Genomic DNA, 24,962 nt, shown 5'->3' on the forward strand with positions numbered 1-24,962 from the left:
CGCACAGCGATGCAAAGTTAGTAATTTATAACAGGTATGCAACTTTTTTACGCCCCCGACATCACGCCGCCCCTCTATACGCTGAGCGAAGAGGAGTCGAAACATTGTGTCCGCGTGCTGCGTCTGGGGCGCGGCGATACCCTCCATATAACTGACGGAAGGGGCAATTTATTTTGTTGCCAGATCACCGACGACAACCCGAAACGATGTACGGTTCGCGTCACCACGACACAGGCGCAGTGGGAACCGCTCCCCTACCGGCTGGTGATGGCCGTGGCGCCGACCAAGAACGCCGACCGCTTCGAATGGTTCCTCGAAAAGGCCACCGAGGTGGGGGTCAGCGCCATCGTCCCGCTCGAAACGGAACACAGCGAACGCCGCGTCTTCAAACCCGAACGCGCGGGGAAGGTCATCACGGCGGCGATGAAACAGTCGCTCAAGGCCTACCGCCCGGAGCTGCACCCGCTTACGCCGTTCCGCGAGGCCGCAGCCAGGCCGTTCGAGGGGCGGAAATTCATCGCCCACTGTGCCCCGGCGCTGTCGCCCGCAGGCAAAGCCTACCTGCCCGCGACGCTCCGCAAAGGCGAGGCGGCGCTGGTCTTCATCGGCCCCGAAGGCGATTTCTCGGCCGAGGAGATCGCTTTCGCGTGCGCCAACGGGTTCGAGGAGATCACCCTCGGCACGCAGCGCCTGCGCACCGAAACAGCAGCCGTCGTCGCCACGGTCATGACGTCGGTGGCCAACGCCGGACAATAAAACGGCCGGGCGGGAAGCATAGCCGCCCCCGGAACCCCGCCCCTGCGACAGGGCCGCCGCACACGCCGGATTAAGTAAAGAACACGGAAAACATGCAACGACTTCGTACCATTTTCGCCTCCTTCTTCAAGATCGGGCTTTTCACCTTCGGCGGGGGATACGCCATGCTGCCGCTCATCGAGCAGGAGCTGATCGCCAAGCGCGGCTGGATCGAGCACAAGGAGTTCCTCGACCTGCTGACCCTCGCACAATCCGTTCCGGGCCCCATCGCCATCAACACCTCGGTGTTCGTAGGCTACAAGATGCGGGGGCTGAAAGGCGCCGTGGCGGCATTGCTGGGCAGCGTCCTGCCATCGTTCGTCATCATCCTCGCGATCGCGCTCCTGTTTGCCGACATCCGCCACAACCCTATCGTGGACGCCGCATTCAAGGGCATGCGCCCGGCCGTGGTGGCACTGATCGTCGTGCCGGTGATCTCGCTGGCGCGGGGGATGCACTGGGCCATGTTCGCGGTGATCGCCGCGTCGGCGCTGGCCGTATGGTACCTGGGCTGGTCGCCGATCTATATCCTGATCGCAGCGGCGGCCATCGGCATCGCATGGACATTATTCATCGCTAAAAAAGCAGGCAAATGATCTTCTGGCAACTGTTCGTAAGCTACCTGAAAATAGGGTTCTTCGGCTTCGGAGGCGGCTACGCCATGCTCTCGCTCATCCAGAACGAAGTGGTCGTGCAGCACGCCTGGATGACCAACGCCGAATTCGCCGACATCGTAGCCATCTCGCAGATCACCCCCGGGCCCATCGCCATCAACTCGGCCACCTATGTCGGCTACACGGTCGGCGCACAGGCCGGCAACGCGTGGTGCGGCATCCTGGGTGCGGCGCTGGCGACGTTTGCCGTATGCCTGCCGTCGCTCACGCTGATGCTGCTCATCACGCGCTTCTTCCTCCGCCTGAAGCAAAACCCCGTCGTCGAAGGAGCCATGAAGGGCATGCGCCCCGTGGTCATCGGCATGATCGCCTCGGCGGCACTGCTGCTGATGTTCCCGCACAGCAAAGCACCCGACGAACAGAACTTCATCGACGGCTGGAGCTGGGCGCTGTTCGGCGGCGTCTTCGTCGCCTCGGTCAAAAAAGTGAACCCCATCCTGCTGATCTGCCTCTCGGCCGCGGCGGGCATCCTGATATACTACATATTCTGAGCATCCCGGAAGGGAAACACCCTCGCAGCCATGAAGAAACCCCTCAAGAAACGAATTAAAAAGTGGAAAATCGGCGACTACGCGCGCCAGTTCTCGATCGTCACGGGCGGCGTACTGCTGACCCTGTGGCTGACCGCCCGGATCACCGAAGCGGCCAAACAGCGGGAGGTACGGCAGGCCATGCAACTCGTCGCATCCGAACTGCACGACAACCTGCAGGTCGTCCGGGATTACAAGTACACATACGGCAAAGACAAATGGGTGGCACGGCGCCTGCTGGAAGCGGATTTTTCGCTCGCAGGGTTCCCGTCCGACACGGTCGAAACCTATTCGCGCTACATCACAGGCGGCATGGACAAGCCCTACCGCCTGTCGAGCGATGCGTTGGAAATGCTCAAGACGACGGGCATCGCCTCCCATATCGCCGACAAGCAGACCCTCATCGACCTGCTGCGCTGCTATAAGGAACTCGCGGCGTTCGACGACTACATGCAGCTGTACTACGACCAGCGCATGCAGGCCATGCTACCCTCCCAAATGGAGAATCTCCATTGGAATTCACCCTACCGCGAAGGATTCGAGAAAACGCTCTCCGACAAAACGGTACGAAACTGGATCGGGCTGATCCCCAGGGCCTTCGACGACTGGTTTTTCGGAGAGTACGAGAAGAAACTCGAAAACATGATTCTCCTGCTGGAGGGGCGTTACGGGAAATCAGAACATGGCGACGACGGCGCCTCCGGCCAGTAACAGGATCAGGAAGGCGCAGAGGAACAACAGGCCGAGGATGGCCACGAACGTGCCGACGCAGCCCCAGCGCTGGCCGCCGTACGGCAACGGGTCGGTCAGCAGGGTGATGATAAGCCCCACGAGCGGCGTGAAGATCAGGCTCACGAGGAATGCCAGCCCGAAGCCGATGCGCCGGCTGCTGCCGATGATGCCCACCAGGACGGACAACAGGCAGTCGCTCAGCAGGCCGAACAATACGATCAGAATACTCATGGTTCCAAGTTTTTAACGTGTAAAACGGTAGTACGTACCGAGCGGCAGCTGCTTGCCCGCCCGGTCGGTAAAACATAGTTCGCCGTACTGCTCCGTACGCGGTGCACCGAACGCCTGCCGCACGGCCGTACGGGCCAGCGTGGACGAAAGCCCCATCGAGTAGAGGTTCAGCACGAGGAACGCTCCCTGCGGCTCCAGCAACCGGGCACAGCACTCGAGCATCTCGCAGATGTTGTCCTCGAGAATCCATTTCTCGCCGTTGGCACCCCGCCCGTAGGCCGGGGGATCGAGGATGATGCCGTGGTAACGGTTGCCGCGGCGGACTTCGCGCTGCACGAATTTCAGCGCATCCTCGACGATCCACCGGATGCCGTCCAACCCGCTCAGCTCCATGTTCTCGCGCGCCCAGGTGACCACCTGCTTCACCGAATCGACATGCGTCGTATCCGCCCCTGCGGCACATGCCGCGAGACTCGCCCCGCCCGTATAGGCAAAGAGGTTCAGCACGCGCAGCGTGACGCAACGCCCCGGGCCGGTGGCAGAGTGCCCGTCCCGGCCCGATCCGGCGCCTGACGGCACTGCAACATCGTGTGCCGGCAGGAGACTCCCGGCCGCGGCCGCACCGGAAATATCCGCAGGAAACGTCCCGCCCGAAGCCAGCGCCCGGCAATTATCGTAGATGAAGTTCCAGTTGGCCGCCTGTTCGGGGAAAATGCCGACATGCTTGAACGACGTGAGTCCCAAGCGCATACGGAGTGCCATATCCTTGTATTCGTAGGCCACCGTCCAGCGCGGGGGCATGCCGGGGCGCAGGCACCATTCGCCGCGTTCGTCGCTGCGCACGTCGCGCAGGAAGGCCGCGTCGGCCATGTGGCGCCACTCCCCCTCGGGGAGCGAGCGCCGCCAGATGGCCTGCGGTTCGGGACGTCGGGTGACGTACTGCCCGAAGCGTTCGAGCTTCTCGAAATCCCCCGTGTCGATCAGTTCGTAATCCCCGAACGAGGGTGTCAACTGTCCTTGCATGCTTATGGTTACTTTACCGTCGGCTTCAGCATGAAGCGGAACGTATAATCGCCGTAGGGCACCCGGAACTGCTTTTCGGGCAATGCGCCCCAGCTGTCGATACAGCCCAGGCCCGATTGCAGCAGGTCAAAGTTCACGAACGTGGCATCGCGTGCCACGAGCGTCCCGGAATGCTGCTGCGGCGGAAAATTCGATACGTCGAGGTCTGCCGTGGCGTACGGCAGCGCCGAGGCCGAGAACGGCGCATCGGCAAGGATCGTCAGCCCCGTACCGGCGCTGTCGGCCACCGTCCACCAGCGCAGGCCGCCCTTGGTGCCGGACTCCTGCGGACGCACGTATTCATCGTGGTACTGGTCGGCGACACGCTGCTCGTAAAGCCCCAGGTCGGCCGACGAAAGGCGGTCGGCATAGTTCTCGTGCGCACCGCGGCCGTAATAAATCACACGGTCGTAACGCGCCGGCATCGTGAGCGTCATGCCGAAGCGGAACAGATTGGGCACCTCGGCCGTCTTGTCGGCGGTCATCCGCTCGGTGACCTCCATTTCGCCCGCACCGTTGATGCGGTAGGTCAGCGCCAGCGTAGCTTTCACGGCGGGCAGTTCATAGAGGGCCTCCACGACAGCCACCCCGTCCTCGACCGCAGCGTCGAACTTCGTAAGCCGCAGTTCGGGGTTCTTCCATACGGCCTGACGCTGGTGCAGCCTCGCCCCGAGGTCGTTCTCGGTCGGGGCACGCCAGAACTGCGGGCGCAGTTCGGCGCCCTCGGCCATCAGCTCACGGCCGTCGACCGTGTATGCCGCCAGGAACCCGTCGCGCGAGAAGAACACCTGCCACGTATCCCCTTCGACACGCGCACCGCGTTCCCAGCGGGTCACCTCTACGGGACGCGCCGAGGCCGCAAGGCCAAAACCGGCCTTACAGTCGTACTCGCGTACGACGAACTGCTGTCTGGCCGCCGTATGGCCGATGTCGAGCAGCGGCTGCTTCTCTTTGAGTTTATAGGCCACGTTCACCAGGATTTCCTTCGCCTGCGGGCAGAAATCGGCTGCAGTGAATCCCAGCTCATATGCACGGCGCTGCTGCGGGGCGACATCGAGGTCGCCGATGCGGCCGGCCTTCACCACACGGCCGTCGGCAAGCAGCTGCCACTCCATTTCGTAGGCATCCAGCCCGATGAAGAAATTTTCGTTATAGACCTCGACCCTGCCCCGCGCAAGGTCGACGGGCGTAGTCCAGATGCTCTGGTACTGGCGCTGCACCTCGTAGGCATGGGGGTGCCACGTGCGGTCGGGGGCGATGATACCGTTGCAGTTGAACGAGTTGTCCGTCGCATCGTAGTCGTTGAAATCGCCGCCGTAGAGGAACGACACACGGCCGTCGGGCTCGTAGCGGACAAGCCCCTGGTCGACGAAGTCCCAGATGAAACCGCCCTGGTAGGAGGGGTATTTGCGCACCAGTTCCCAATAATGGTCTAGGCCCCCCATCGAATTTCCCATGGCATGGGCATATTCACACTGGATGAGCGGTTTGGAGGGGTTGTTGCGAGCATATTTCTCGCATTGTTCATAGCCCCAGTACATGGGGCAGATGATGTCAGTGAAGGCCCCGTCCTGATCGTACACGGCACGTTCGTAATGCACCGGACGCGAAGGGTCGTACTCCTTGATCCAACGGTAGCATGCCTCGAAGTTGGGGCCCATGCCCGCCTCGTTGCCCATCGACCAGATGATGACCGAAGGATGGTTCTTGTCGCGCAGCACCATGCGCCGGTTGCGTTCCATGTGTGCCTGCGCATAAGCCGGCGCCTTGGCCAGCGTGTTGTCGCCGTAGCCCATGCCGTGCGACTCGACGTTGGCCTCGTCCACGACATAGATGCCGTAGCGGTCGCACAGCTCGTACCACTGCGGGTCGTTGGGATAGTGGCTCGTGCGTACGGCGTTGATATTCATCTCTTTCATGATGCGGATGTCCTCGATCATCCGTTCGCGGCTCACCACATAGCCGCCGACGGGATCCATCTCGTGGCGGTCGGCGCCCTTGATCAGCACGGGCTGCCCGTTCACGAGCAACTGTGCGTCCCTGATCTCCACGGAACGGAAGCCCACGGGCTGCGTCACGGTCTCGGTCACGCCCCTGCCGTCCGACACGGCGATCTCGAGCGTATAGAGGTTCGGGGTCTCGGCCGACCATTTGGCCGGGTCGGCGACCTCGAAGACATACCCGCCCTTGCCGCCGGCAGGCTGCAATCGATGTTCCGCCACGACACCGCCCGCCGCATCGCGCAGCGTCAGACCGACCGACTTCACGCGGGGCGTGGTTTCCACCTCGACGCGCAGCGTGGCGTCCTTATATTCCGAATCCAGCACGGGCGTGATACGCACGTCTTCGAGGTGCGCCTTGTCGCGGGCAGTCAGCTCCACGCCGCGGGCAATGCCCGCGAAGCGCCAGAAGTCCTGGTCTTCGAGGTAGGTGCCGTCCGACCAGCGGAACATCTGCAGGGCGATGAGGTTTTCGCCCGGCTTCACGAACTTCGTGATGTCGAACTGCGCGGCCAGCTTGCTGTCCTCGCTGTAACCGACGAAACGTCCGTTGACCCAGACATAGACGTTCGACGTAGCGGAACCGATCGAAAGATGGATGTCCTTGCCGCCCCACGATGCCGGGATGTCGAACGTGCGGCGGTAGGAACCCACATGGTTCTCGGCATCGGGCACATAGGGCGGATCGTTCCTGAAATTACCGCGCCAGGCATAGCCGATATTCACATAGACGGGCTCGCCGTAACCGTTCAGCTCCCACATCCCCGGCACGGGCATGCTGCCCCACGCCGCATCGTCGTAGTCGACGGCCCCGATGCCGGACGGACGCTCCGAAGCGTTGCGTACCCAGTGGAATTTCCATACGCCGTCGAGCGACAGGCGCTCGCCCGCGGCGAACGACGAGCGCATCGGCAGGCGGTTGATTTCATTGACGGCAGGATCCTGCCATTCACGCCCGGTCTGGGCGCCGGCAGCCAACACGCCCGAAAGCGCTGCCGCAAGGATCAAAAGAGTTTTTTTCATCATGGAGTTATCGTTTAGGTTTCATAATTTCGTCTTGGTACAGTCCACCAGGCTCATCTCGCACCGATCGCAGTCGAACTCCAGCCGATAGCGCGAACCGCCGCGTTCGAGCCACAGTTCGCCCCGCAGGCGGGGATGCTCCTTCAGGCACTCGCCGATCTCGCGGCGGATGCAGTAGGCCGAACGCATCACGCGGCGCCCCGCCGTCGAAGCCGCGAGATCCAGCCCCCGTTCGATCCGCCCGACCCCGTGGTCGCGGTAAAACGCCTCAGCGAGGCGGTTGGTGACATTTTCCTCCGCCGAAAGGCATTCCGCTGGATATTCCGCCCTGCCTTCGGGCAATATCCGGTGTCCGATGCCGCGCTCCGACCGGGCCTTCGACAATGCATCGAGCCCCTCGCGGCGCAACTCCGCGGCCAGCGACGCCGGGACGAACCAGTCGCCGCCCCGCACTTCGGCCCCGCGCACGGCAAAAACCGTATCGCCGCCCTTCACCGCCTGCGTCCGCAATGCCGCGGTATTGGCCGCGGCATTTTTAGCCCTTTCCAGGGCGACGCTGCGTGCGGCCGAAGCCGTCACCCCCTCACAGTCGGTATAGCTGAACCTGACACCCCCTGCCGTCGCTTCGACCAGCACCGAGGCGGGGATCACGCGGCGCGTACGGCTGCGGGCGAGGAGCTGGTTGAAACGGTGGTCGTAATTGCGGTAGACCTCCGTCCCGGGCACAATACCTTCCATGCGGTTGGGCGTCACACAGTCGCCGTCGGCGGCGTTGACATTGGTGCCTGCGAACCCCCGGTCGGTGAGGAAACAGATGCCGTCGCCCGCGGCGAGCAAACCGCCCCGATCGAGACGGAACCTGTTCTTTTCGACCCGCACCACACGGCCCACATACTCGCCCACCGCCTTCGGCGTATCGAACGACGCCACGCCCGGCCGCTTGCCCGCGAAGAAATATTCCGACTCCCCGCGCGTGAAGCTCTTGGCCGTATCGGGCGTGAAATCCGGGATGCTCTCCCCGGCTGAAGCCCGCCGCAGATGCGGCCTTACGGCCAGCGCCGCGTCGACCTCGCGACGGTAGTAGGCCACAATGTTCTTTATATAACCGACATCCTTGAGCCGCCCTTCGATCTTGAACGAAGTGACGCCCGCGTCGAGCAACTCGCCGATATGCGCCGAAAGGTTCAGGTCGCGCACCGACAACAGGTGTTTCCCGGCAATATAGGTACGTCCCCGGCCGTCGGTCAGGTCGTAAGTCAGGCGGCACGGCTGGCTGCACGCCCCGCGGTTGCCGCTGCGGTCGGACACCGACCGCGAGAGGAAACAGCGGCCGCTGTAACCAACACAGATCGCCCCGTGGACGAAACATTCCACCTCGGCCGCGGTCGCAGCGCAGATGTCCCGTATTTCGCCGAGCGAAAGCGCCCGTTCGAGGATCACCCGGGCGAACCCACACTCGCCCAGGAAACGCGCCTGGGCAGGTGTCATATTGCACATCTGCGTCGAAGCATGCAACTCGACCGGCAGGTTCATGCGCCGCAGCGCCATGTCCTGCACGATCAGCGCATCGACCCCGGCCGCGATCAGTTCGCGGGCCTGCCGCCCGGCGGCCTCCAGCTCGTCGTCGTAGATCAGCGTGTTGAGCGTGGCATGCACCCGCACTCCGTAGCGATGGGCATATTCCACCACACGGGCGATCTCGCCGGCGCTATTGCCTGCCGCATAACGGGCTCCGAACTTCGCCCCGCCGATATACACGGCATCGGCACCGTAGTCCACGGCGGCGACGGCCGACTGAAAATCTTTGGCGGGAGCGAGTAGTTCGACGGATTTCAACGCATTATTTTTTGCAAAATTAACAAAATCCGCGACAAATGCGGACTTGTGACCCCGGAAAAATGTCATCCGGGCTCCCGCACGCGGTGAAACTCCGTTTTTTTATGAAACAGACAAAAAACGGAGCGACAGGAGTGCAAGTTGGCGTGTTTTTTATAATTTTGCAATTTGTAAACACGAATACACACAAAAACACAGGATACCATGCTTACGATAAAGCAAATCCGCGATGACAAGCAGGCCGCGATCCGCAAGCTCGCCAAGAAGGGAGTGGACGCCGCACCGGTCATCGCCAGGATCGAAACGCTGGACGACCGCCGCAAGGCCATCCAGACCGAACTGGACAATACGCTGGCAGCGCAGAACAAAGCCGCCAAGGAGATCGGGGCGCTGATGGGACAGGGCCGCCGCGACGAAGCCGAGGAGCGCAAGCGCTTCGTCGCCGACCTCAAGGAAAAATCCAACCGCCTGCAGGCCGAATCGCACAACGTGCAGGAGGAGTTGCAAGCAGCGATCGTCTCGCTGCCCAATTTCCCGGCCGACATCGTGCCCGAAGGCAAGACCGCCGAGGACAACCTCGTCGTAAAACTGGTCGAAAACTACACCCAACTACCTGAAAACCCGCTGCCCCACTGGGAGCTGGCGCGCAAATACGACATCATCGACTTCGACCTGGGCGTCAAGCTCACGGGCGCAGGATTCCCCGTCTACAAAGGCAAGGGAGCCCGTCTGCAGCGTGCGCTGATCAACTATTTCCTCGACTGCAACACCCGGGCCGGCTACCTCGAAGTGGAACCGCCGATCATGGTCAACGAAGCCTCGGGCTTCGGCACGGGCCAGCTGCCCGACAAGGAAGGGCAGATGTACCACGCCACGGCCGACAATTTCTACATGATCCCGACGGCCGAAGTACCTGTGACGAACATCTACCGCGACGTGATCCTCGACGAAAAGGACTTCCCGGTGAAGATGACCGCCTATACCCCCTGCTTCCGCCGCGAAGCCGGCTCGTACGGCAAGGACGTGCGCGGACTGAACCGCCTGCACCAGTTCGACAAGGTCGAAATCGTGCAGCTGAGCCTGCCCGAAGCGTCGTACGAAGCGCTCGACGGCATGGTGGCCCACGTGGAGTCTATCGTCAGGTCGCTGGGGCTGCCCTACCGCATTCTGCGCCTGTGCGGCGGCGACATGTCGTTCACCTCGGCGCTGACCTACGATTTCGAGGTCTACTCCGAGGCGCAGAAACGCTGGCTGGAGGTCTCGTCGGTTTCCAACTTCGAGTCGTTCCAGGCCAACCGCCTGAAGCTCCGCTACCGTGATGCCGACAAGAAAACACAGCTGGCACATACGCTCAACGGCTCGTCGCTGGCGCTGCCGCGTATCGTGGCCGCCCTGCTGGAGAATTTCCAGACCCCCGACGGCATCCGGATTCCCGAGGCGCTGATCCCCTATACGGGTTTTGATATTATCAAATAAGTTTCTATATTTGCTGACACAACACAACTTTTAACAATAAATTTCAACAAAAATGGCTTACAAAATCACTGATTCCTGCGTTGCCTGCGGCACCTGCATCGGCGAGTGCCCGACCGAAGCGATCTCGGCCGGCGATATCTATGTCATCGATCCCGATAAGTGCATCGACTGCGGTACCTGCGCCGGCGTTTGCCCGAGCGAGGCTATCATCGAAGGATAAGCAACACGGAAAAATCCGAAAAAAAGCACACCCCGAAAAGGTGTGCTTTTTTCTCCTCTGCCAGCTTATGAAAAAACTCCTGCTCCTATGCCTGTCGGTTCTCACAGCGTCTTGCGATACGGCGACACGACAATTCGAATCCCGGCTGGACGAAATCGTGTCGGAGCACAAAGCCTTCGTCGGGGTCGCCGTCCGCACGCCCGGCGGGGAAACAATTGCGCGCAACAACACCCTGTTACCGATGATGAGCGTTTTTAAATTTCCCGTGGCACTGGCCGTGCTCGACCGCATGCAGCGCGAAGGCATACCGCTCACGCAGCCGATCAGCATCACGCCCGACCTGCTCCTACCCGGCACATACAGCCCGATGCGCGATTCGCTGCCCGCAGGCGGCGGCACGCTGACGCTCGGGCAGTTGCTCCGCTACATGGTGTCGGAGAGCGACAACATCGCCTGCGACATTCTGCTGCGGGAAGCAGGCGGCCCCGAAGCCGTAGAGGCCTACGTCCGTTCGCTGGGGATCGGCGGCATCCGCATCGCCGCCAGCGAGGAGGAGATGCACCACGGCATCGGGAACCAGCGGGTCAACAAGGCACGCCCTTCGTCCGTCTGTACACTGTTCGACCTGTTCCTGCAGGGCAGGCTGCTCAAAGGGGAGTACAACGCTCTCCTGCAACGGTTGTTGTGCGGAACGACCACGGGCGCAAACAAACTGAAGGCCGGGCTGCCAGCCGAAATCGTGATCGGACACAAGACCGGCTCATCCGACCGCACGGCCGAAGGCATCCGCATCGCGGACAACGATGCCGGCTATGTGCTCCTGCCCGACGGACGCCGCTACTGCATCGCGGTATTCGTCACCGAATCGGAAGAAAACGACGCCGCAAATGCTGCCATCGCCGCTGCGGTCTCCAGGGCGGCATACGAATATTTCAGCTCGGAATGAGCGGATTATACAACGCGACATAGCAGGAATCCCCGGCCCGGATTTTCGCTTCCGCCCGCTGTTGCCCACCGCCTGTGGCCGCATTGGCAAGCCTGCCCTCCCCTTCCCGGAGGAGAGTTAGCCACGCGGCACGGCAAACCCGGGAAATGCGTCCGACAGGGCATAGAAATAAACAACTACGAAAAATAAAATTATGGACGACCTTGAAAAGATGAAAACCGGCATGTGGCTCTACGCCCGCAAGCCGCAGATCAGGAAGGCACTGCAACGCTGCGAAGAACTGGTCTTCCGGTTCAACAGCCTGCCCTCGAGCCGCGAGGAGGAACGCAATGCGATCATCCGGCAGTTGTTCGGCCGCACGGGCGGCACATTCTGCATCCACAGCCCGTTCCACTGCGATTTCGGGTCGCAGATTTCAATCGGGGAGGACTTTACGGGGAATTTCAACCTCACGATCCTCGACGAAGCACCCGTGACCATCGGCAACCACGTATTCATCGGCCCCAACGTGGGCATCTACACCGTGACGCACGCCCTGCTGCCCGACCAGCGCAACGCGGGCGTCATGCGTTCGCTTCCGGTCACCATCGGCGACAACGTCTGGATCGGCGGCAACTGCGTGGTCATGCAGGGCGTGACGATAGGCGACGGTACGGTTATCGGCGCCGGCAGCGTCGTAACGCGCGACATCCCGGCCGGGGTCATCGCCTTCGGCAACCCGTGCCGGGTCATCCGGCCCGTCACTGAGGACGACCGGATCACGGAGGTCATTTAACGAAAAAGCGTCCCTTTTGGGACGCTTTTATTCGGCCGACCCGACACCCCTGAAAAACTCCTCGCGGGAAATTCCGTAATAATCACAAAGACCGGAAAGCATAGAAACCGAAATATTTTGTCTGCCGGTTTCCGCCCTCGCCACATGGATGTCCGTGTTGCAAGGCAGGCGGCGTGCTCGGGCATGGGAAATTTTTCCGGACAGGCGTTGCAAGACCTACGGGGGAAAGAGTACCCGCACCCTTTCCCCCGTAAAGGGGAGGGCTGGCGGCGATCCGGCGGGGCGGCTGCAACGAAGCAGGCGTCACTATTTCCACGCCAAATCAAGCACCGGCCATCCCGCTTTCATCTGACAACCGCCCCGGAATCATCCGGGGCGGTTGTCAGATTATTCGTAAAGCAGGTAACGCCCGCGCAGCTTCCGGAAGCGCCGCACGTCGTCCGCCCAGCGGGCACGGATTTCGGCCTCCGAAGCTCCGGCAAGGATCATTTCACGGACATACCCCACGCCGATGAGCTTTTCGAACATCGGCGTAAAAAACTTATCGCCCAGTCCCAGGTTGCGGCAGGCTTCGATCACATATTTCAGGGTCAGGCCCTCCGCCCGGGCTTCGCCGAGCGGCATCCGGCTCAAATCGACGCCGTGGCAGCGCCTGCCTTCGAGCGGCGGATGTTTGGCTCCCGCAGTCGGACGGGGCGTAAACGAAAACAGGCAGCCGGTCATGTCGGGATGTCCGTAAACCTCGAACGGTTTATCCGTACCGCGCCCGAGGCTCACGACCGTACCTTCGAAGAGGCACACCGAGGGATAGAGGTAGACGGCCCGTTGCGTCGGCAGGTTGGGCGACGGGGCGACGGGCAACTCGTACGGAGTGTCGTGCGTATAATTGCGGCAACGCACGACTTGCAGGTCGCAGCTTGCGGCCCAGCCTTCGCCGACGGCCATCCGGGCGATTTCGCCCATCGTCAGGCCATGCAGCACGGGGATCGGCAACGCCCCTACGCCCGATTTGTATTTCATGTCCAGCACGGGGCCGTCGACGTGGTGCCCGTTGGGGTTGGGACGGTCGAGCACGATGACGCTGCGGCCGGATTCGGCACAGGCGTCCATCATGCGGAGCATCGTGATATAGTAGGTATAGAACCGCAGACCAACGTCCTGCATGTCGACCACCAGTACGTCGAACGACCGCATGGCTTCGTCCGAAGGGCGCTTCGTATTCCCGTCGTAGAGCGAGCGGATCGGGATCCCGGTCGCAGCATCCACCGAACTTGCGACATGCTCGCCCGCGTCGGCCGTACCGCGAAACCCGTGCTCGGGGGAGAAAATGCCGGTCACGTCGAAGCCCCGACCGTGCAGCAGGTCGACCAGGTGTATCGTCCCGTCGGACGCCGCCCCCGGCAGCCGAACCGCAGTGTCCGCCGCAGCTCCCGGCGCACCGGCGCAGAACCGCGCGACGGCCGTATGGTTGGCCAGCACCGCCACGCGCCGCCCTTCCAGCTGCGGGAAATAAGCCGTCGTGTCGGTCATACCGACCAATACCTGCGCCGTGGCCGCAGCGCAAAGGAAGATAACGGACAACAGGGAGATGACAAATTTCTTCATACGGCAAAGATAACAATTTATAACGCCCGGGCTTCCTGCCCGCCGGATATCGCCCCCCCGGCAGGGAATCCTCCGGCAGCCTGCCCTGCCTCCGCCCGGCAGCGGGTGCGGCGGGACACAAGGGCCGGCGGCACGGCAGAAGTGGACTGGGCAATAAGAACCGGGCACCCGATACAATACGGATCGTCCGACGGGAAATACCGGCCGTACGCGAACCGGTTGTCGGAACCGACCGCGGAGGAGCTACGCCTCGGCGCCGTATTCCATCAGGTAGGCCTTGATGAAGGCATCCAGGTCGCCGTCCATCACCGCCTCGACAGCCGAAGTCTGCACGCCCGTGCGATGGTCTTTCACACGCCGGTCGTCGAAGACATAGGAGCGGATCTGCGATCCCCACTCGATCTTCTTCTTCGAAGCCTCGAGCGCCTGCTGCGTGGCCATGCGTTTATCCAGTTCCCGCTGGTAGAGCTTCGAACGGAGGATGCGCATGGCATTCTCGCGGTTCATCAGCTGCGAACGGGTTTCCATATTCTCGATCAGGAACTCCACCGGCTCGCCCGTATCGGCGTCCTTGCCGTGGTAGCGCAGGCGCACGGCTGTCTCGACCTTGTTGACATTCTGCCCCCCGGCGCCGCTCGAACGGAACGTATCCCACTCGATGTCCGACGGGTTGACCGTAACCTCGATCGTATCGTCCACGGCAGGCGACACGAACACCGAGGCGAAAGTCGTCTGGCGTTTGTTATTGGCATTGAAAGGCGAAAGGCGCACCATGCGGTGCACGCCGTTTTCGCTCTTGAGGTACCCGTAGGCATACTCGCCCTCGAACTCCAGCGTACAGGATTTCACGCCCACCTCGTCGCCGGCCTGGTAGTCGAGCACCTTGACCTTGTAACCGTGCGCCTCGCCCCAGCGGGTGTACATGCGCAGGAGCATCGACGCCCAATCGAGCGCCTCGGTGCCCCCGGCCCCGGCGTTGATGTCCATGATCGCCCCAAGCTTGTCCTCTTCGCGGCGCAGCATGTTGCGCATTTCGAGCGTTTCGATGCGCTCGAGCGTCTGTGCGTAATGGTCGTCCAACTCCACCTCGCTCATGACCCCTTCCTTCACGAAATCGGGCATCAGCCCCAGGTCTTCGACATCCTTGGCCACGGCATCGTAGTCGTCGACCCATGCCTTGATGGCGGCGACCTTGCGCAACTGCTCGCGCGCCTTGTCGGGGGTGTCCCAGAAATCGGGTTCCTGGGTCTTTTCCTCCTCGTTGCGCAGGTCGATGCGTTTCTGGTCGATACCCAGGCATCGTTCCAAAGCCTCGCGGCGCTGCTCCAACTCCTTTATCTGATCTGCAAGTATCATAAGTTTACCGTATTGACAATTAAATCGCCCCGGGCTTCACACCCAGTTTGCGCTCCACGAACTCCAGCACGAAATCCACCGTGCCGTCGATCCCCAGCACGGACGAATCGACGCAGAGGTGGTAGGTCGAAGCCATGCCCCACGTACCGCTGCTGTAATAGTTGTAGTACGCCGCGCGCCGCGCATCCTCCCGATCCATCCGGGCCTCGGCCTCCCCGGGCGTAATGCCGCACTGGCGGCAGAGCCGCTCGCAACGGTCGGCACGGTCGGCCGCGACAAAGACATTCACCGCCCGCGGATGGTCGCGCAGGATGTAGTCGGCACAGCGGCCGACGAAAACACATGACTCGCGCGCGGCGATGTCGCGGATCACGTCGCTCTGGATCTTGAACAGGGCGTCGTTGCTGAGCACGTTGCTCCCGGCATATTCGCTTCCCACGAACGGCGAGCGCAGGTAAGCGACGAGCGTCGAAAAGAGGTTGCGCGACTCTTTTTCGTCGACCCGTTCGAACACCTCGGGACACAGGCCGCTCTGCTCGGCAGCCAGGTTGATGAGCTGCTTGTCGTAGACCCCGATCCCGAGCCTGCGTGCCACGGCCTCGCCGACGGCTTTGCCGCCGCTGCCCAGCTGGCGCCCGATGTTGATGACGAATTTATCTTCCATAATCGGCATTATTGGAGGTTCGTTGAACGGGCCGCATCCATCTGCGCCCGGAATTTTCGCAACTGGTATACCAGCATGAAGAAGGCTACGACCGACGCCATCAGGTCGGACAGCGGCATCGCGCACCATACGCCCCAACTGCCGTCCCAACGGGTATGGACGTCGAAGATATGGGGCAGGAAAATCAGTCCCGGCATCAGGAACAACAGCTGGCGCGAAAGCGACAGGAAGATCGCCTTGCCGGCCATGCCGATGCTCATGAAGAAATTGGTCGCCACCATCTGGAACCCGATGATCGGGAAACAGACGAAGACGATGCGCATTCCCTCGACCGCCAGCCGGATCAGTTCGGGGTCGTTCGTGAAGGCCGACACCGCCAGCCGGGGCGCCAGTTCGCCCATCAGGAACCCGGCGCCCGTGACGCACGTGGCGCCGATGACCGTCAGCCGCAGCACGCGCAGCACACGGTCGTACTGCCGCGCACCGAAGTTATAACCCGCAATGGGCTGCATCCCCTGGTTGATGCCCATGACGATCATCACGAAGAAGAACGCCAGACGGTTGACGATGCCGTAGGCCCCGATCATCAGGTCTCCGCCATATTGCTTGAGCCCCTTGTTTATCAGGATGACGATGAAACACGCCGCCAGGTTCATCAGGAACGGCGACATGCCGATGGCCAGGATGTCGCGCACGATCTTGCGGCGCAGGCGGTAAATGCCGCGCCGGAAATGGAGCAGTTCGCTCTTGTCCGAAAGGATGTGGAACTGCCAGATGAGCGCGATAATCTGCGCCAGCACCGTGGCGATGGCCGCGCCGCGGATACCCCACCCGAAGCCATAGATGAACAGCGGGTCGAGCGCCGCGTTGATGACCACCGTATAGATGGTAGCGTACATCGACTTGCGCGGATGCCCCGAAGCCCGCAGCACGGAGTTCAGGCCCAGATACATGTGCGTGATGACGTTCCCCATGAGGATGATCGACATGTAGTCGCGGGCATAACCGATCGTCGCCTCGCTCGCCCCGAAAAAGTAGAGGATCGGATCGAGCAGCAGCAGCGTTATGAAACCGAATGCCAGGCCAATGATGAGGTTCAGCACCACGACGTTGCCCAGGATGTTCTGCGCCGTTTGGTAGTCTCGCTGCCCGAGGCGCATGGACACCAGCGTCGCAGCACCCACACCCACCAGCGAACCGAAAGCCGCGGCGAGGTTCATCAGCGGGAAGGTCAGCGCAAGGCCCGAAATGGCCAACGGCCCTACCCCGTGGCCGATGAAGATACTGTCGACCATGTTGTAGAGCGAAGAAGCCGTCATGGCGATGATCGCCGGCACGGCATATTGCATGAGCAGCTTGCGGATACGCTCCGTCCCAAGCTCCGTCGCCGCCCCTTTTATCGTTGCAGACATATCATATATTATCAACTCTGCCCGAGCGAAAGCCGGACAAACTACCTATTATTCCTTGATTACGGCGCACAGCGCCTCCGAAACGGGAGCGGAGACACGCCCGGCATATTGCACAAGGCCATCCCGCCACAGCGTCACACCCGCAGGGCGCCCGCCCTGCCCGTCCAGTTCCGCCCGGGATCCGGATCTTCCCTTTTTCCGCTTATTCCAGTTCCCAGTCGCTGCCGTCCTTGCGGTCTTTGACACGGATACCGGCTGCGGCCAGCCCGTCGCGGATGCGGTCGGAAGCCGCCCAGTCCTTTGCGGCACGGGCTTTCAGGCGCTCGTCGAGCAGCATCTCGACCAGCGGGGTCACATAATCGCGCCCCGAAGCCGCACCTGCGGCCTTCTCGTCGCGCAGGCCGAGGATATCGAACGTGTAACGGTAAACCGTGGCTTTCAACTCTTCGAGGTCGGCGGCCGTGATGCTTTGCTGCCCGTCGACCAGCTGGTTGATGATGCGCACCCAGTCGAACAGCGCCGAAATGGCCATCGGCGAGTTCAGGTCATCGTCCATCGCCGCGCGGCAACGGTTTTCCAACTCGGAAGGATCGATAGTCGACGTTTCGGCGGGCTTGACCTTCCCGAGCGCTTCGACGCCCTTCATCAGGCGGTCGAACCCCTTCTCGGCGGCCTGCAAGGCCTCGTTCGAGAAATCGAGCGTCGAGCGGTACTGCGCCTGCAACACGAAGAAGCGGATGGTCATCGGCGAATAGGCCTGCGCCAGCAATTTATGGCTGCCCGTGAAGAGCTCCTCAAGGGTGATGAAGTTGCCCAGCGACTTGCCCATCTTCTGGCCGTTGATCGTGATCATGTTGTTGTGCACCCAGTAACGTGCCGAATCGTGCCCCAGCGCGGCGGTCGACTGCGCGATCTCGCACTCGTGGTGCGGGAACATCAGATCCATGCCGCCTCCGTGGATGTCGAAGCGTTCGCCCAGGTAACGGGTACTCATCGCCGAGCACTCCATATGCCAGCCGGGGAACCCCTCTCCCCACGGCGAAGGCCAGCGCATGATATGCTCGGGCGACGCCTTCTTCCACAGGGCGAAGTCATAGGAGTGGCGCTTGTCGCCCTGCCCGTCCAGCTCGCGCGTGTTGGCGATGATGTCGTCGAGGTTACGCCCCGACAGACGTCCGTAATTATATTTGGCATTGTACTTCTCCACGTCGAAATAGACCGAACCATTCGACTCGTAGGCAAAGCCGTCGGCGAGGATCTTCTTGACGAACTCGATCTGCTCGATGATATGCCCCGAGGCATAGGGTTCGATCGACGGGGTCTCGACGTTGAGCGCATCCATCGCACGATGGTAACGCTCCGTATAGTAGTGCGCCACCTCCATCGGCTCCAGCTGCTCGAGGCGCGCCTTCTTGGCGATCTTGTCCTCCCCCTCGTCGGCGTCGTGCTCCAGGTGCCCCACATCCGTTATGTTACGCACGTAACGCACCTTGTAGCCGCAGGACTTCAGGTAGCGGAACATCAAGTCGAACGTCACGGCCGGCCGGGCGTGTCCCAGGTGCGGGTCGCCGTAGACCGTGGGGCCGCAGACATACATGCCCACGCGGCCGGGAGTCAGCGGTTCGAACACCTCCTTGCGGCGGGTGAGCGTATTGTAAAGTACGAGTTTCGATTCCATAAATTGCGAAAAATTATTGTGCAAAAATAAGAAATTTAATCGAGATGCACCAGAATCGCGGAATTAATCGTACCTTTGTGCCAATAATAGTGCGCGTTGGTCTGACGCTTCCCGTTTTTCCCTCCGTATATTATCAACACCGAATTATCCGGCACACGACGCCGGGACAAAACCGATATGCAATGACATTCCAGGAACTGAACCTGATAGAACCTCTCAAGCGTGCCGTGGCCGAAAAAGGCTACACGACCCCCACTCCGATCCAGCAGCAGGCCATCCCGCCCGCACTCGAAGGCCGAGACCTGCTGGGCTGCGCCCAGACCGGGACGGGCAAGACGGCGGCCTTCACGCTGCCGATCCTCCAGCTGCTCTCGGCCGAGCCGCGCACCAAAGGGCGGCGCACGATCAAGGCACTGGTGCTTACGCCGACGCGCGAACTGGCGATCCAGATCGACGAATGCTGCCGCGACTATGCCCGCTACACGGACATCCGCCACTGCGTGATCTTCGGCGGCGTCAACCAGCGGCCGCAGGTCGATGCGCTGCAACGCGGCATCGACCTGCTGGTAGCCACGCCGGGACGCCTGCTCGACCTGATCGGCCAGGGTTACGTCTCGCTGTCCGACATCCGCTTCTTCGTCCTCGACGAAGCCGACCGGATGCTCGACATGGGTTTCATCCACGACATCCGGCGAATCCTCCCGCTGCTGCCCCGCGAACGGCAAACGCTCTTCTTCTCGGCGACGATGCCCGACGACATCGTAAAACTGGCCAATACGATGCTCCGCAACCCGGCGCACGTCACCGTGACGCCCCCGGCCTCGGTGGTCGAGACCATCCGCCAGAGCGTCCTGTTCGCCGAAAAGGCCGAAAAACGGACGCTGCTGGCCTCCCTGCTGCGCGAACGCCTCGAGAGCTCGGTGCTGGTATTTTCGCGCACCAAGCACGGCGCCGACCGCATCGCCCGTATCCTCACCAAAGCGGGCATCGAAGGACGCGCCATTCACGGAGACAAGTCACAGGGCGCCCGCGAACGGGCCATGAACGACTTTCGCTCGGGGGCCTGCCGGGTGCTGATCGCCACCGACATCGCCGCGCGGGGAATCGACATCAGCGAACTGCCGCTGGTAATCAACTACGACCTGCCGGAAGTGCCCGAGACCTATGTCCACCGCATCGGCCGCACGGGACGCGCCGGGCGCGACGGACAGGCCATCGCCTTCTGCTCGGAGGAGGAACGCCCGCTGCTGAAAGACATCCTCAAACTGACCGGGCTGGAACTCGACCCGGATTCCGGGGAACTGGCTCCCGCACAAAACAGCCGGAAAAAGCCCGCCGGGAAAAAACCGGATACAGCACAAACCGGAGGGCAGAAGCAAGCGGAGGAAAAGCGAGCCGCACAAAAACAGCCCGCACAAAGTCAGGCCGGACAGAGGCCGGGCAGGCGCAAGCCGCAGGGACAGGCTCCCGGCGATCCGAAACCGCAGGGGCAACGAACTGGCGGCAAGCAGACCCCGGACGGGCAACAGCCGCAGGACAAGGACGCCGCGGCACGCCCGGCACGCCGCCGCAACCGTAACCGGGGCAGGCAAAAACCGGACAGGCAAAACGCAGCGGCCGCAAACACGGAACGGAGACAGGATGACCGAAAATCCGGAAGTCAGAAATCCGCCCGGGACAAACGGGAAGCGGTAAGCCCCGAGGCACCCCGAAAAGCGCAGGCGCCGGAGAAGAAAAAATCCGGCATGGGCAGCTGGCTGTCCGGCATCCTCAGGCCGGGCCGCAAATAACCACCGGGCAGCGTGCCCGCCAGCCACACCACCATCTGGAAATGCCGGAGCGTCGCTCCGGCATTTCACATTTTTGCACATCGCGGCCCACCACCTTGTCCTGGCCAGCCATTCGAAAACGGCCACGCCACAAACCCGCACCGGCGTCAGCAGACGCTACGGCAACCGGACGGCAGAACAGGGAAATCCGGCCCGGCTCCGAAAAGCCTTAAAAATAGCAACTTTCCGCCTTCGGCAGGTAATATTGATTGGATTTCGCCGTTAAATGATTACTTTTGCAGGACATAAAGCGAAACATACCGAAAAAATATGACATCCTTCAAACGCTGGAACAACATCGTCGGCTGGGCGGTCTTTGCCATCGCCGCACTGGTATACCTGATGACGATGGAACCGGTTTCGAGCCTCTGGGACTGCTCGGAATTCATTGCAACCTCCTATAAACTCGAAGTCGGGCATCCTCCCGGAGCCCCGCTGTTCATGATGCTGGCGCGCCTGGCGACGCTCTTCGCCGCCGGCAACCCGGACTTTGTGGGCATGGCGGTGAACGGCATGAACTCCATCGCCAGCGCATTCTGCATCCTGTTCCTGTTCTGGACGATCACCCACCTGGCGCGGCGCCTCGTGACCCGCGACGGCAGCCAGCTCACCCGAGCCAACGTGTGGGCCATCCTGGGTGCAGGCATCGTGGGTGCCCTGGCCTACACCTTCACCGATACGTTCTGGTTCTCGGCCATCGAGGGTGAGGTCTACGCCCTCTCGTCGATGTTCACGGCGCTGGTCGTATGGCTGATGCTCAAATGGGAGGAGGAGGCCGACCAGCCCCACTCGTCGCGCTGGATCGTACTGATCGCCTACATGATGGGACTGTCGATCGGCGTGCACATCCTCAACCTGCTGACCATCCCGGCGCTGGTGTTCATCTACTACTTCCGCAAGACGGAGAAGGTGACTTTCAAGGGCATCGTCTACGCCACGCTGATCGCGGGCGCCATCCTGATCTTCGTCAACAACATCATCATCCCCTACACGGTCTACGTCGGGGCGATGATCGACCTTTTCTTCGTCAACACGCTGAGGCTGCCCGTCAACTCGGGCATGGTGCTCTTCGCACTGGCGCTGATCGGCGGCATGGGCTGGGCTTCGTGGTACACACACCGCAAAGGCAAGGTCGTGTGGAACATCATCCTGCTCTCGACGACCATGATCCTCATCGGGTTCTCGTCCTACGCTTCGGTGACGATCCGTGCCGCCGCCAACCCGCCGATGAACAGCAACAACCCCAACAACCCCCACGCACTGATGTCGGTGCTCAACCGCGACCAGTACGGCGACCGGCCGCTGCTGTTCGGCGCTTACTACTCGGCCCCGCCCGAAGGGTACAAGGAAAAGCATTTCTACTACCTCGACGAGGACGGCAAGTACAAGCCCGCATCGGTCATCACGGGATATACCCACGCCCCGGAATTCATCCACTTCTTCCCCCGCATGTGGGATGCGCGCAAAGGAGAGAAGGAGTACAAGCAATGGGCCGCCTACCGCACCAAAACCGAGATCATGCGCGACGAAAAGGGCGAAATCGTCCGCGACTCGCAGGGACGCCCCATGCAGGGCGAAGTGCTCGACTTCGGCACCAAGAAGGTATACGACGACGGGTACGAACCGCGCACGATCGTCGAGCCGACGTTCCTCGAGAACCTCAACTATTTCTTCAACTACCAGCTCTCGTACATGTACTGGCGCTATTTCCTGTGGAATTTCGTAGGGCGCCAAAGCGACATACAGCCCACCCGCGTGACGATCACCGACGGCAACTGGCTGTCGGGCATCAAGTGGATCGACGAGAAATACCTCGGGCCGCAGGACGGCCTGCCGCGCGAGATCGCCGACAACAAAGGCCGCAACACCTACTATTTCCTGCCGTTCCTGCTGGGGCTGATCGGACTGATCTACCAGCTCAACCGCGACCAGCGGAATTTCTCGATCGTCATGTGGCTCTTCATCATGACGGGTATCGCGCTGGTTTTCTATTTCAACACTTCGCCGGGCGAACCGCGTGAACGCGACTACGTCTACGCGGGGTCGTTCTACGCATTCTGCATATGGATCGGGTTCGGCGTACTGGCCATCCGCGACCTGGTCGCATGGCTCACCAGGCGCAACAACGTCACGGCCGCCGTGGCGGCGACGGTGGTCTGCATGGGCGTGCCGACGATCCTCGCGGCGCAGAACTGGGACGACCACGACCGTTCGCACCGCTACATGGCGCGCGATATCGGCTGGAACTACCTGATGTCGACGCTGCCCAACTCGATCATCCTCAACTACGGCGACAACGACACGTTCCCGCTCTGGAACAACCAGGAGATCTACGGCGTACGCCCCGACGTGCGTATCATGAACACCTCCTACCTGGGCGGCGAATGGTACATCGACGAGATGAAAACCAAGGCCAACGACGCCCCGGGCGTACCCTTCTCGCTGCCCAAGAGCAAGTATACCTTCACCAACGACTGGGTGCCGGTGGACAACCGCTTCGACCGCGCGGTGGACATCAAGGACGTGATCGAATTCGTGCGCAGCGAAGACCCGCGCAGCAAGATCAAGCTCTCGGACGGGACGATGACCGACTACATCCCGACCAAACGCATCGCACTACCGGTGAACAAGGAGAACGCCATCGCCTCGGGCATCGTCGCCGAAAAAGACCGCGCCCAGATGGTCGACACGGTCTACATCAACCTGCGGAAGAACTCGATCGACAAGACGCAGCTGATGATCCTCGACATGCTGGCCAACTTCGACTGGAAGCGCCCGCTCTACATGACGCAGGTCTACATATTGCAGGATTTCGGACTGATGGATTACCTCCAGTTCGACGGCTACGCCTACCGTTTCGTGCCGATCCTCACTCCCGTGCAAAACCCCTGGGAAATCGGGCGCATCGACGCGGATTATGCGGCGCCGCTGCTCAGGGAGACATTCCGCTACGGGAATCTCGCCGACCCGAGGGTATATGCCGATTACTTCATCCAATACAACCTGAGCGCCTCGCACGCCCGCGATGCCTTTGCCCGCGTGGCAAAGGAACTGCTGCGGCAGGATCGCGCGCAGGAAGCCGTCGAACTGCTCGACATGGGGCTTGAGAAGCTGCCCCCGTCGCAGATACGCTTTACGGACTCCAACACCTATCCGTTCCTCGAAGCGTACTACGCCGCTTCGGCGATGGGCGTGGAGGATGCGGCCGACAAGGGCGACGCACTGCTGCGCGAATACGCCAGGACACTGATCGAGTACATCGAATATTACCTGCGTTTCGACGGCGTGCAGGGCGACATGGTGTCGCCGATCATCGACGAGAAACTCGACCAGCTGGGCGACGTCTACTACCTGGCTGTATATGCCGGTCGCAAGGAAATCATCGGCGAGATCAACGCCTATTACCGTTCGCTCGGGGTCGAAGAGGAGAACCTCGTGGATGTGGGCGACAAGCCCCACCAGGTCGATACGACCCTTATCCCGCGCAAAGACACCGCGCAATAGCAACTACCACGGACAAAAGGCGAAAGCCCCTCCTTTGCGGAGGGGCTTTCCCCATATTACAGATCGGGGCTTCCGGGCGGAAACAGTGCAGCTGCAACAACCAAAACCGCCTCATCCCGTCCCCGGGCACCCGCCGTAAAAAGACAGGGAACCCCCGCCTCGGTGGGTTCCCTGCGGTCAAAACGGTATCGGCAGCAACGGGTACACATTTTCAGTGACGCCTCATCCCGCACAGTGAGTTGCCAAGCCGTTTTGGCGCGTTTCCTGTATGATGACAAAGATAGGCAAATTCCCCGATAATGATGTATAAATCATTATCAAATATTGGGGAGGTTTGTTTCTTTGTTAATATGAAACAACCTTGGCGGGACATAACATTACTGAAGGCGATCGCAGGTCGGCTCAGGGAACTGCGTGCAGAAAAGGGTGTTTCCCAGGAGACCGTCTACGAGGACACGGGCATCCATATCGGCAAGATCGAGACCGAGAAATACAATATCACGGTGAGCACCCTCGCTCGCCTCTGCCGCTATTACGGCATATCGCTCGGCGCATTCTTCGACCAGGTAGAAGACAGGTCTGACGCAGAATGACAAGACACCCCTCCGCGGAGA

20 protein-coding genes are annotated in these 24,962 nt (G+C 61.4%); 11 read left to right on the forward strand and 9 right to left on the reverse strand.

Annotated elements, in window-relative coordinates; translation table 11 throughout:
* The first annotated feature begins 36 nt into the window (after positions 1-36).
* From B3C38_RS06175 to B3C38_RS06190, 4 genes are all read left to right on the forward strand, one after another.
* A complete protein-coding gene (locus B3C38_RS06175; RefSeq protein ID WP_286726261.1) occupies positions 37-756 on the forward strand; it encodes a 16S rRNA (uracil(1498)-N(3))-methyltransferase in 720 nt (239 codons plus the stop codon).
* A gap of 92 nt (positions 757-848) precedes the next feature.
* The gene (locus tag B3C38_RS06180; protein ID WP_286726262.1) at positions 849-1,391 is read left to right on the forward strand and encodes a chromate transporter; all 543 of its coding nucleotides are present in this window, start codon (positions 849-851) and stop codon (positions 1,389-1,391) included.
* Complete coding sequence (locus tag B3C38_RS06185; RefSeq protein ID WP_022332918.1) at positions 1,388-1,960, forward strand: chromate transporter; 573 nt, start codon at positions 1,388-1,390, stop codon at positions 1,958-1,960. The genes B3C38_RS06180 and B3C38_RS06185 overlap by 4 nt, the downstream gene beginning before the upstream one ends.
* A 30-nt stretch (positions 1,961-1,990) precedes the next feature.
* Positions 1,991-2,710 (forward strand): hypothetical protein, encoded by a 720-nt coding sequence (locus B3C38_RS06190; protein ID WP_286726263.1) that lies wholly within the window; start codon positions 1,991-1,993, stop codon positions 2,708-2,710.
* On the opposite strand, the gene B3C38_RS06195 is transcribed toward B3C38_RS06190, so the two are convergent.
* From B3C38_RS06195 to B3C38_RS06210, 4 genes are read right to left on the reverse strand one after another with little or no spacing between them, the layout of a single operon-like run.
* Complete coding sequence (locus tag B3C38_RS06195; protein ID WP_022332916.1) at positions 2,675-2,962, reverse strand: hypothetical protein; 288 nt, start codon at positions 2,960-2,962, stop codon at positions 2,675-2,677. The genes B3C38_RS06190 and B3C38_RS06195 overlap by 36 nt on opposite strands.
* 12 nt (positions 2,963-2,974) lie before the next feature.
* The gene (locus B3C38_RS06200) at positions 2,975-3,985 is read right to left on the reverse strand and encodes a class I SAM-dependent methyltransferase (RefSeq protein WP_286726264.1); all 1,011 of its coding nucleotides are present in this window, start codon (positions 3,983-3,985) and stop codon (positions 2,975-2,977) included.
* An 8-nt stretch (positions 3,986-3,993) separates the two neighbouring features.
* Positions 3,994-7,047 carry a glycoside hydrolase family 2 TIM barrel-domain containing protein gene (locus B3C38_RS06205; protein ID WP_286726327.1) on the reverse strand — a complete coding sequence of 1,018 codons (3,054 nt, stop codon included), beginning with the start codon at positions 7,045-7,047 and terminating at the stop codon, positions 3,994-3,996.
* 21 nt (positions 7,048-7,068) lie between these two features.
* Entirely contained in the window at positions 7,069-8,883 is a 1,815-nt protein-coding gene (locus B3C38_RS06210; RefSeq protein ID WP_087401308.1) for a peptidase U32 family protein, read from the reverse strand.
* A 204-nt stretch (positions 8,884-9,087) separates the two neighbouring features.
* On the opposite strand from B3C38_RS06210, the gene serS reads away from it, so the two are divergent.
* From serS to B3C38_RS06230, 4 genes are all read left to right on the forward strand, one after another.
* Complete coding sequence (gene serS / locus B3C38_RS06215) at positions 9,088-10,359, forward strand: serine--tRNA ligase (protein WP_276655902.1); 1,272 nt, start codon at positions 9,088-9,090, stop codon at positions 10,357-10,359.
* A 52-nt stretch (positions 10,360-10,411) separates the two neighbouring features.
* On the forward strand, positions 10,412-10,579 hold the full coding sequence (locus B3C38_RS06220; RefSeq protein ID WP_018694847.1) for a DUF362 domain-containing protein: 168 nt from the start codon (positions 10,412-10,414) through the stop codon (positions 10,577-10,579).
* Between the two features lie 67 nt (positions 10,580-10,646).
* On the forward strand, positions 10,647-11,525 hold the full coding sequence (gene bla / locus B3C38_RS06225; protein ID WP_286726265.1) for a class A beta-lactamase: 879 nt from the start codon (positions 10,647-10,649) through the stop codon (positions 11,523-11,525).
* A 193-nt stretch (positions 11,526-11,718) separates the two neighbouring features.
* Complete coding sequence (locus tag B3C38_RS06230; protein ID WP_022332910.1) at positions 11,719-12,300, forward strand: sugar O-acetyltransferase; 582 nt, start codon at positions 11,719-11,721, stop codon at positions 12,298-12,300.
* A 387-nt stretch (positions 12,301-12,687) separates the two neighbouring features.
* Here B3C38_RS06230 and B3C38_RS06235 read toward each other — a convergent pair whose 3' ends face one another.
* The 5 genes from B3C38_RS06235 to cysS form a co-directional block, all read right to left on the reverse strand.
* A complete protein-coding gene (locus B3C38_RS06235) occupies positions 12,688-13,905 on the reverse strand; it encodes an exo-beta-N-acetylmuramidase NamZ family protein (RefSeq protein WP_286726267.1) in 1,218 nt (405 codons plus the stop codon).
* Positions 13,906-14,148: 243 nt separating this feature from the next.
* Complete coding sequence (prfB, locus tag B3C38_RS06240) at positions 14,149-15,261, reverse strand: peptide chain release factor 2 (protein WP_022332908.1); 1,113 nt, start codon at positions 15,259-15,261, stop codon at positions 14,149-14,151.
* 19 nt (positions 15,262-15,280) lie between these two features.
* The gene (locus B3C38_RS06245; protein ID WP_022332907.1) at positions 15,281-15,925 is read right to left on the reverse strand and encodes an AAA family ATPase; all 645 of its coding nucleotides are present in this window, start codon (positions 15,923-15,925) and stop codon (positions 15,281-15,283) included.
* An 8-nt stretch (positions 15,926-15,933) separates the two neighbouring features.
* Positions 15,934-17,337 (reverse strand): MATE family efflux transporter, encoded by a 1,404-nt coding sequence (locus B3C38_RS06250; protein WP_055210970.1) that lies wholly within the window; start codon positions 17,335-17,337, stop codon positions 15,934-15,936.
* A gap of 202 nt (positions 17,338-17,539) precedes the next feature.
* Positions 17,540-19,015: a cysteine--tRNA ligase gene (cysS, locus tag B3C38_RS06255; RefSeq protein ID WP_286726269.1), complete on the reverse strand. Its 1,476-nt coding sequence runs from the start codon at positions 19,013-19,015 to the stop codon at positions 17,540-17,542.
* Positions 19,016-19,197: 182 nt separating this feature from the next.
* Between cysS and B3C38_RS06260 the strand changes: the two genes are divergently transcribed.
* The 3 genes from B3C38_RS06260 (at position 19,198) to B3C38_RS06270 (ending at position 24,941) form a co-directional block, all read left to right on the forward strand.
* A complete protein-coding gene (locus B3C38_RS06260; RefSeq protein ID WP_286726271.1) occupies positions 19,198-20,805 on the forward strand; it encodes a DEAD/DEAH box helicase in 1,608 nt (535 codons plus the stop codon).
* Positions 20,806-21,114: 309 nt separating this feature from the next.
* Positions 21,115-24,348: a DUF2723 domain-containing protein gene (locus B3C38_RS06265; protein ID WP_286726272.1), complete on the forward strand. Its 3,234-nt coding sequence runs from the start codon at positions 21,115-21,117 to the stop codon at positions 24,346-24,348.
* A 350-nt stretch (positions 24,349-24,698) separates the two neighbouring features.
* On the forward strand, positions 24,699-24,941 hold the full coding sequence (locus tag B3C38_RS06270) for a helix-turn-helix domain-containing protein (protein WP_055203540.1): 243 nt from the start codon (positions 24,699-24,701) through the stop codon (positions 24,939-24,941).
* Positions 24,942-24,962 lie beyond the last annotated feature (21 nt).

It is taken from the genome of Alistipes sp. UBA1686, assembly GCF_002320215.1.
Lineage (GTDB): Bacteria > Bacteroidota > Bacteroidia > Bacteroidales > Rikenellaceae > Alistipes > Alistipes onderdonkii.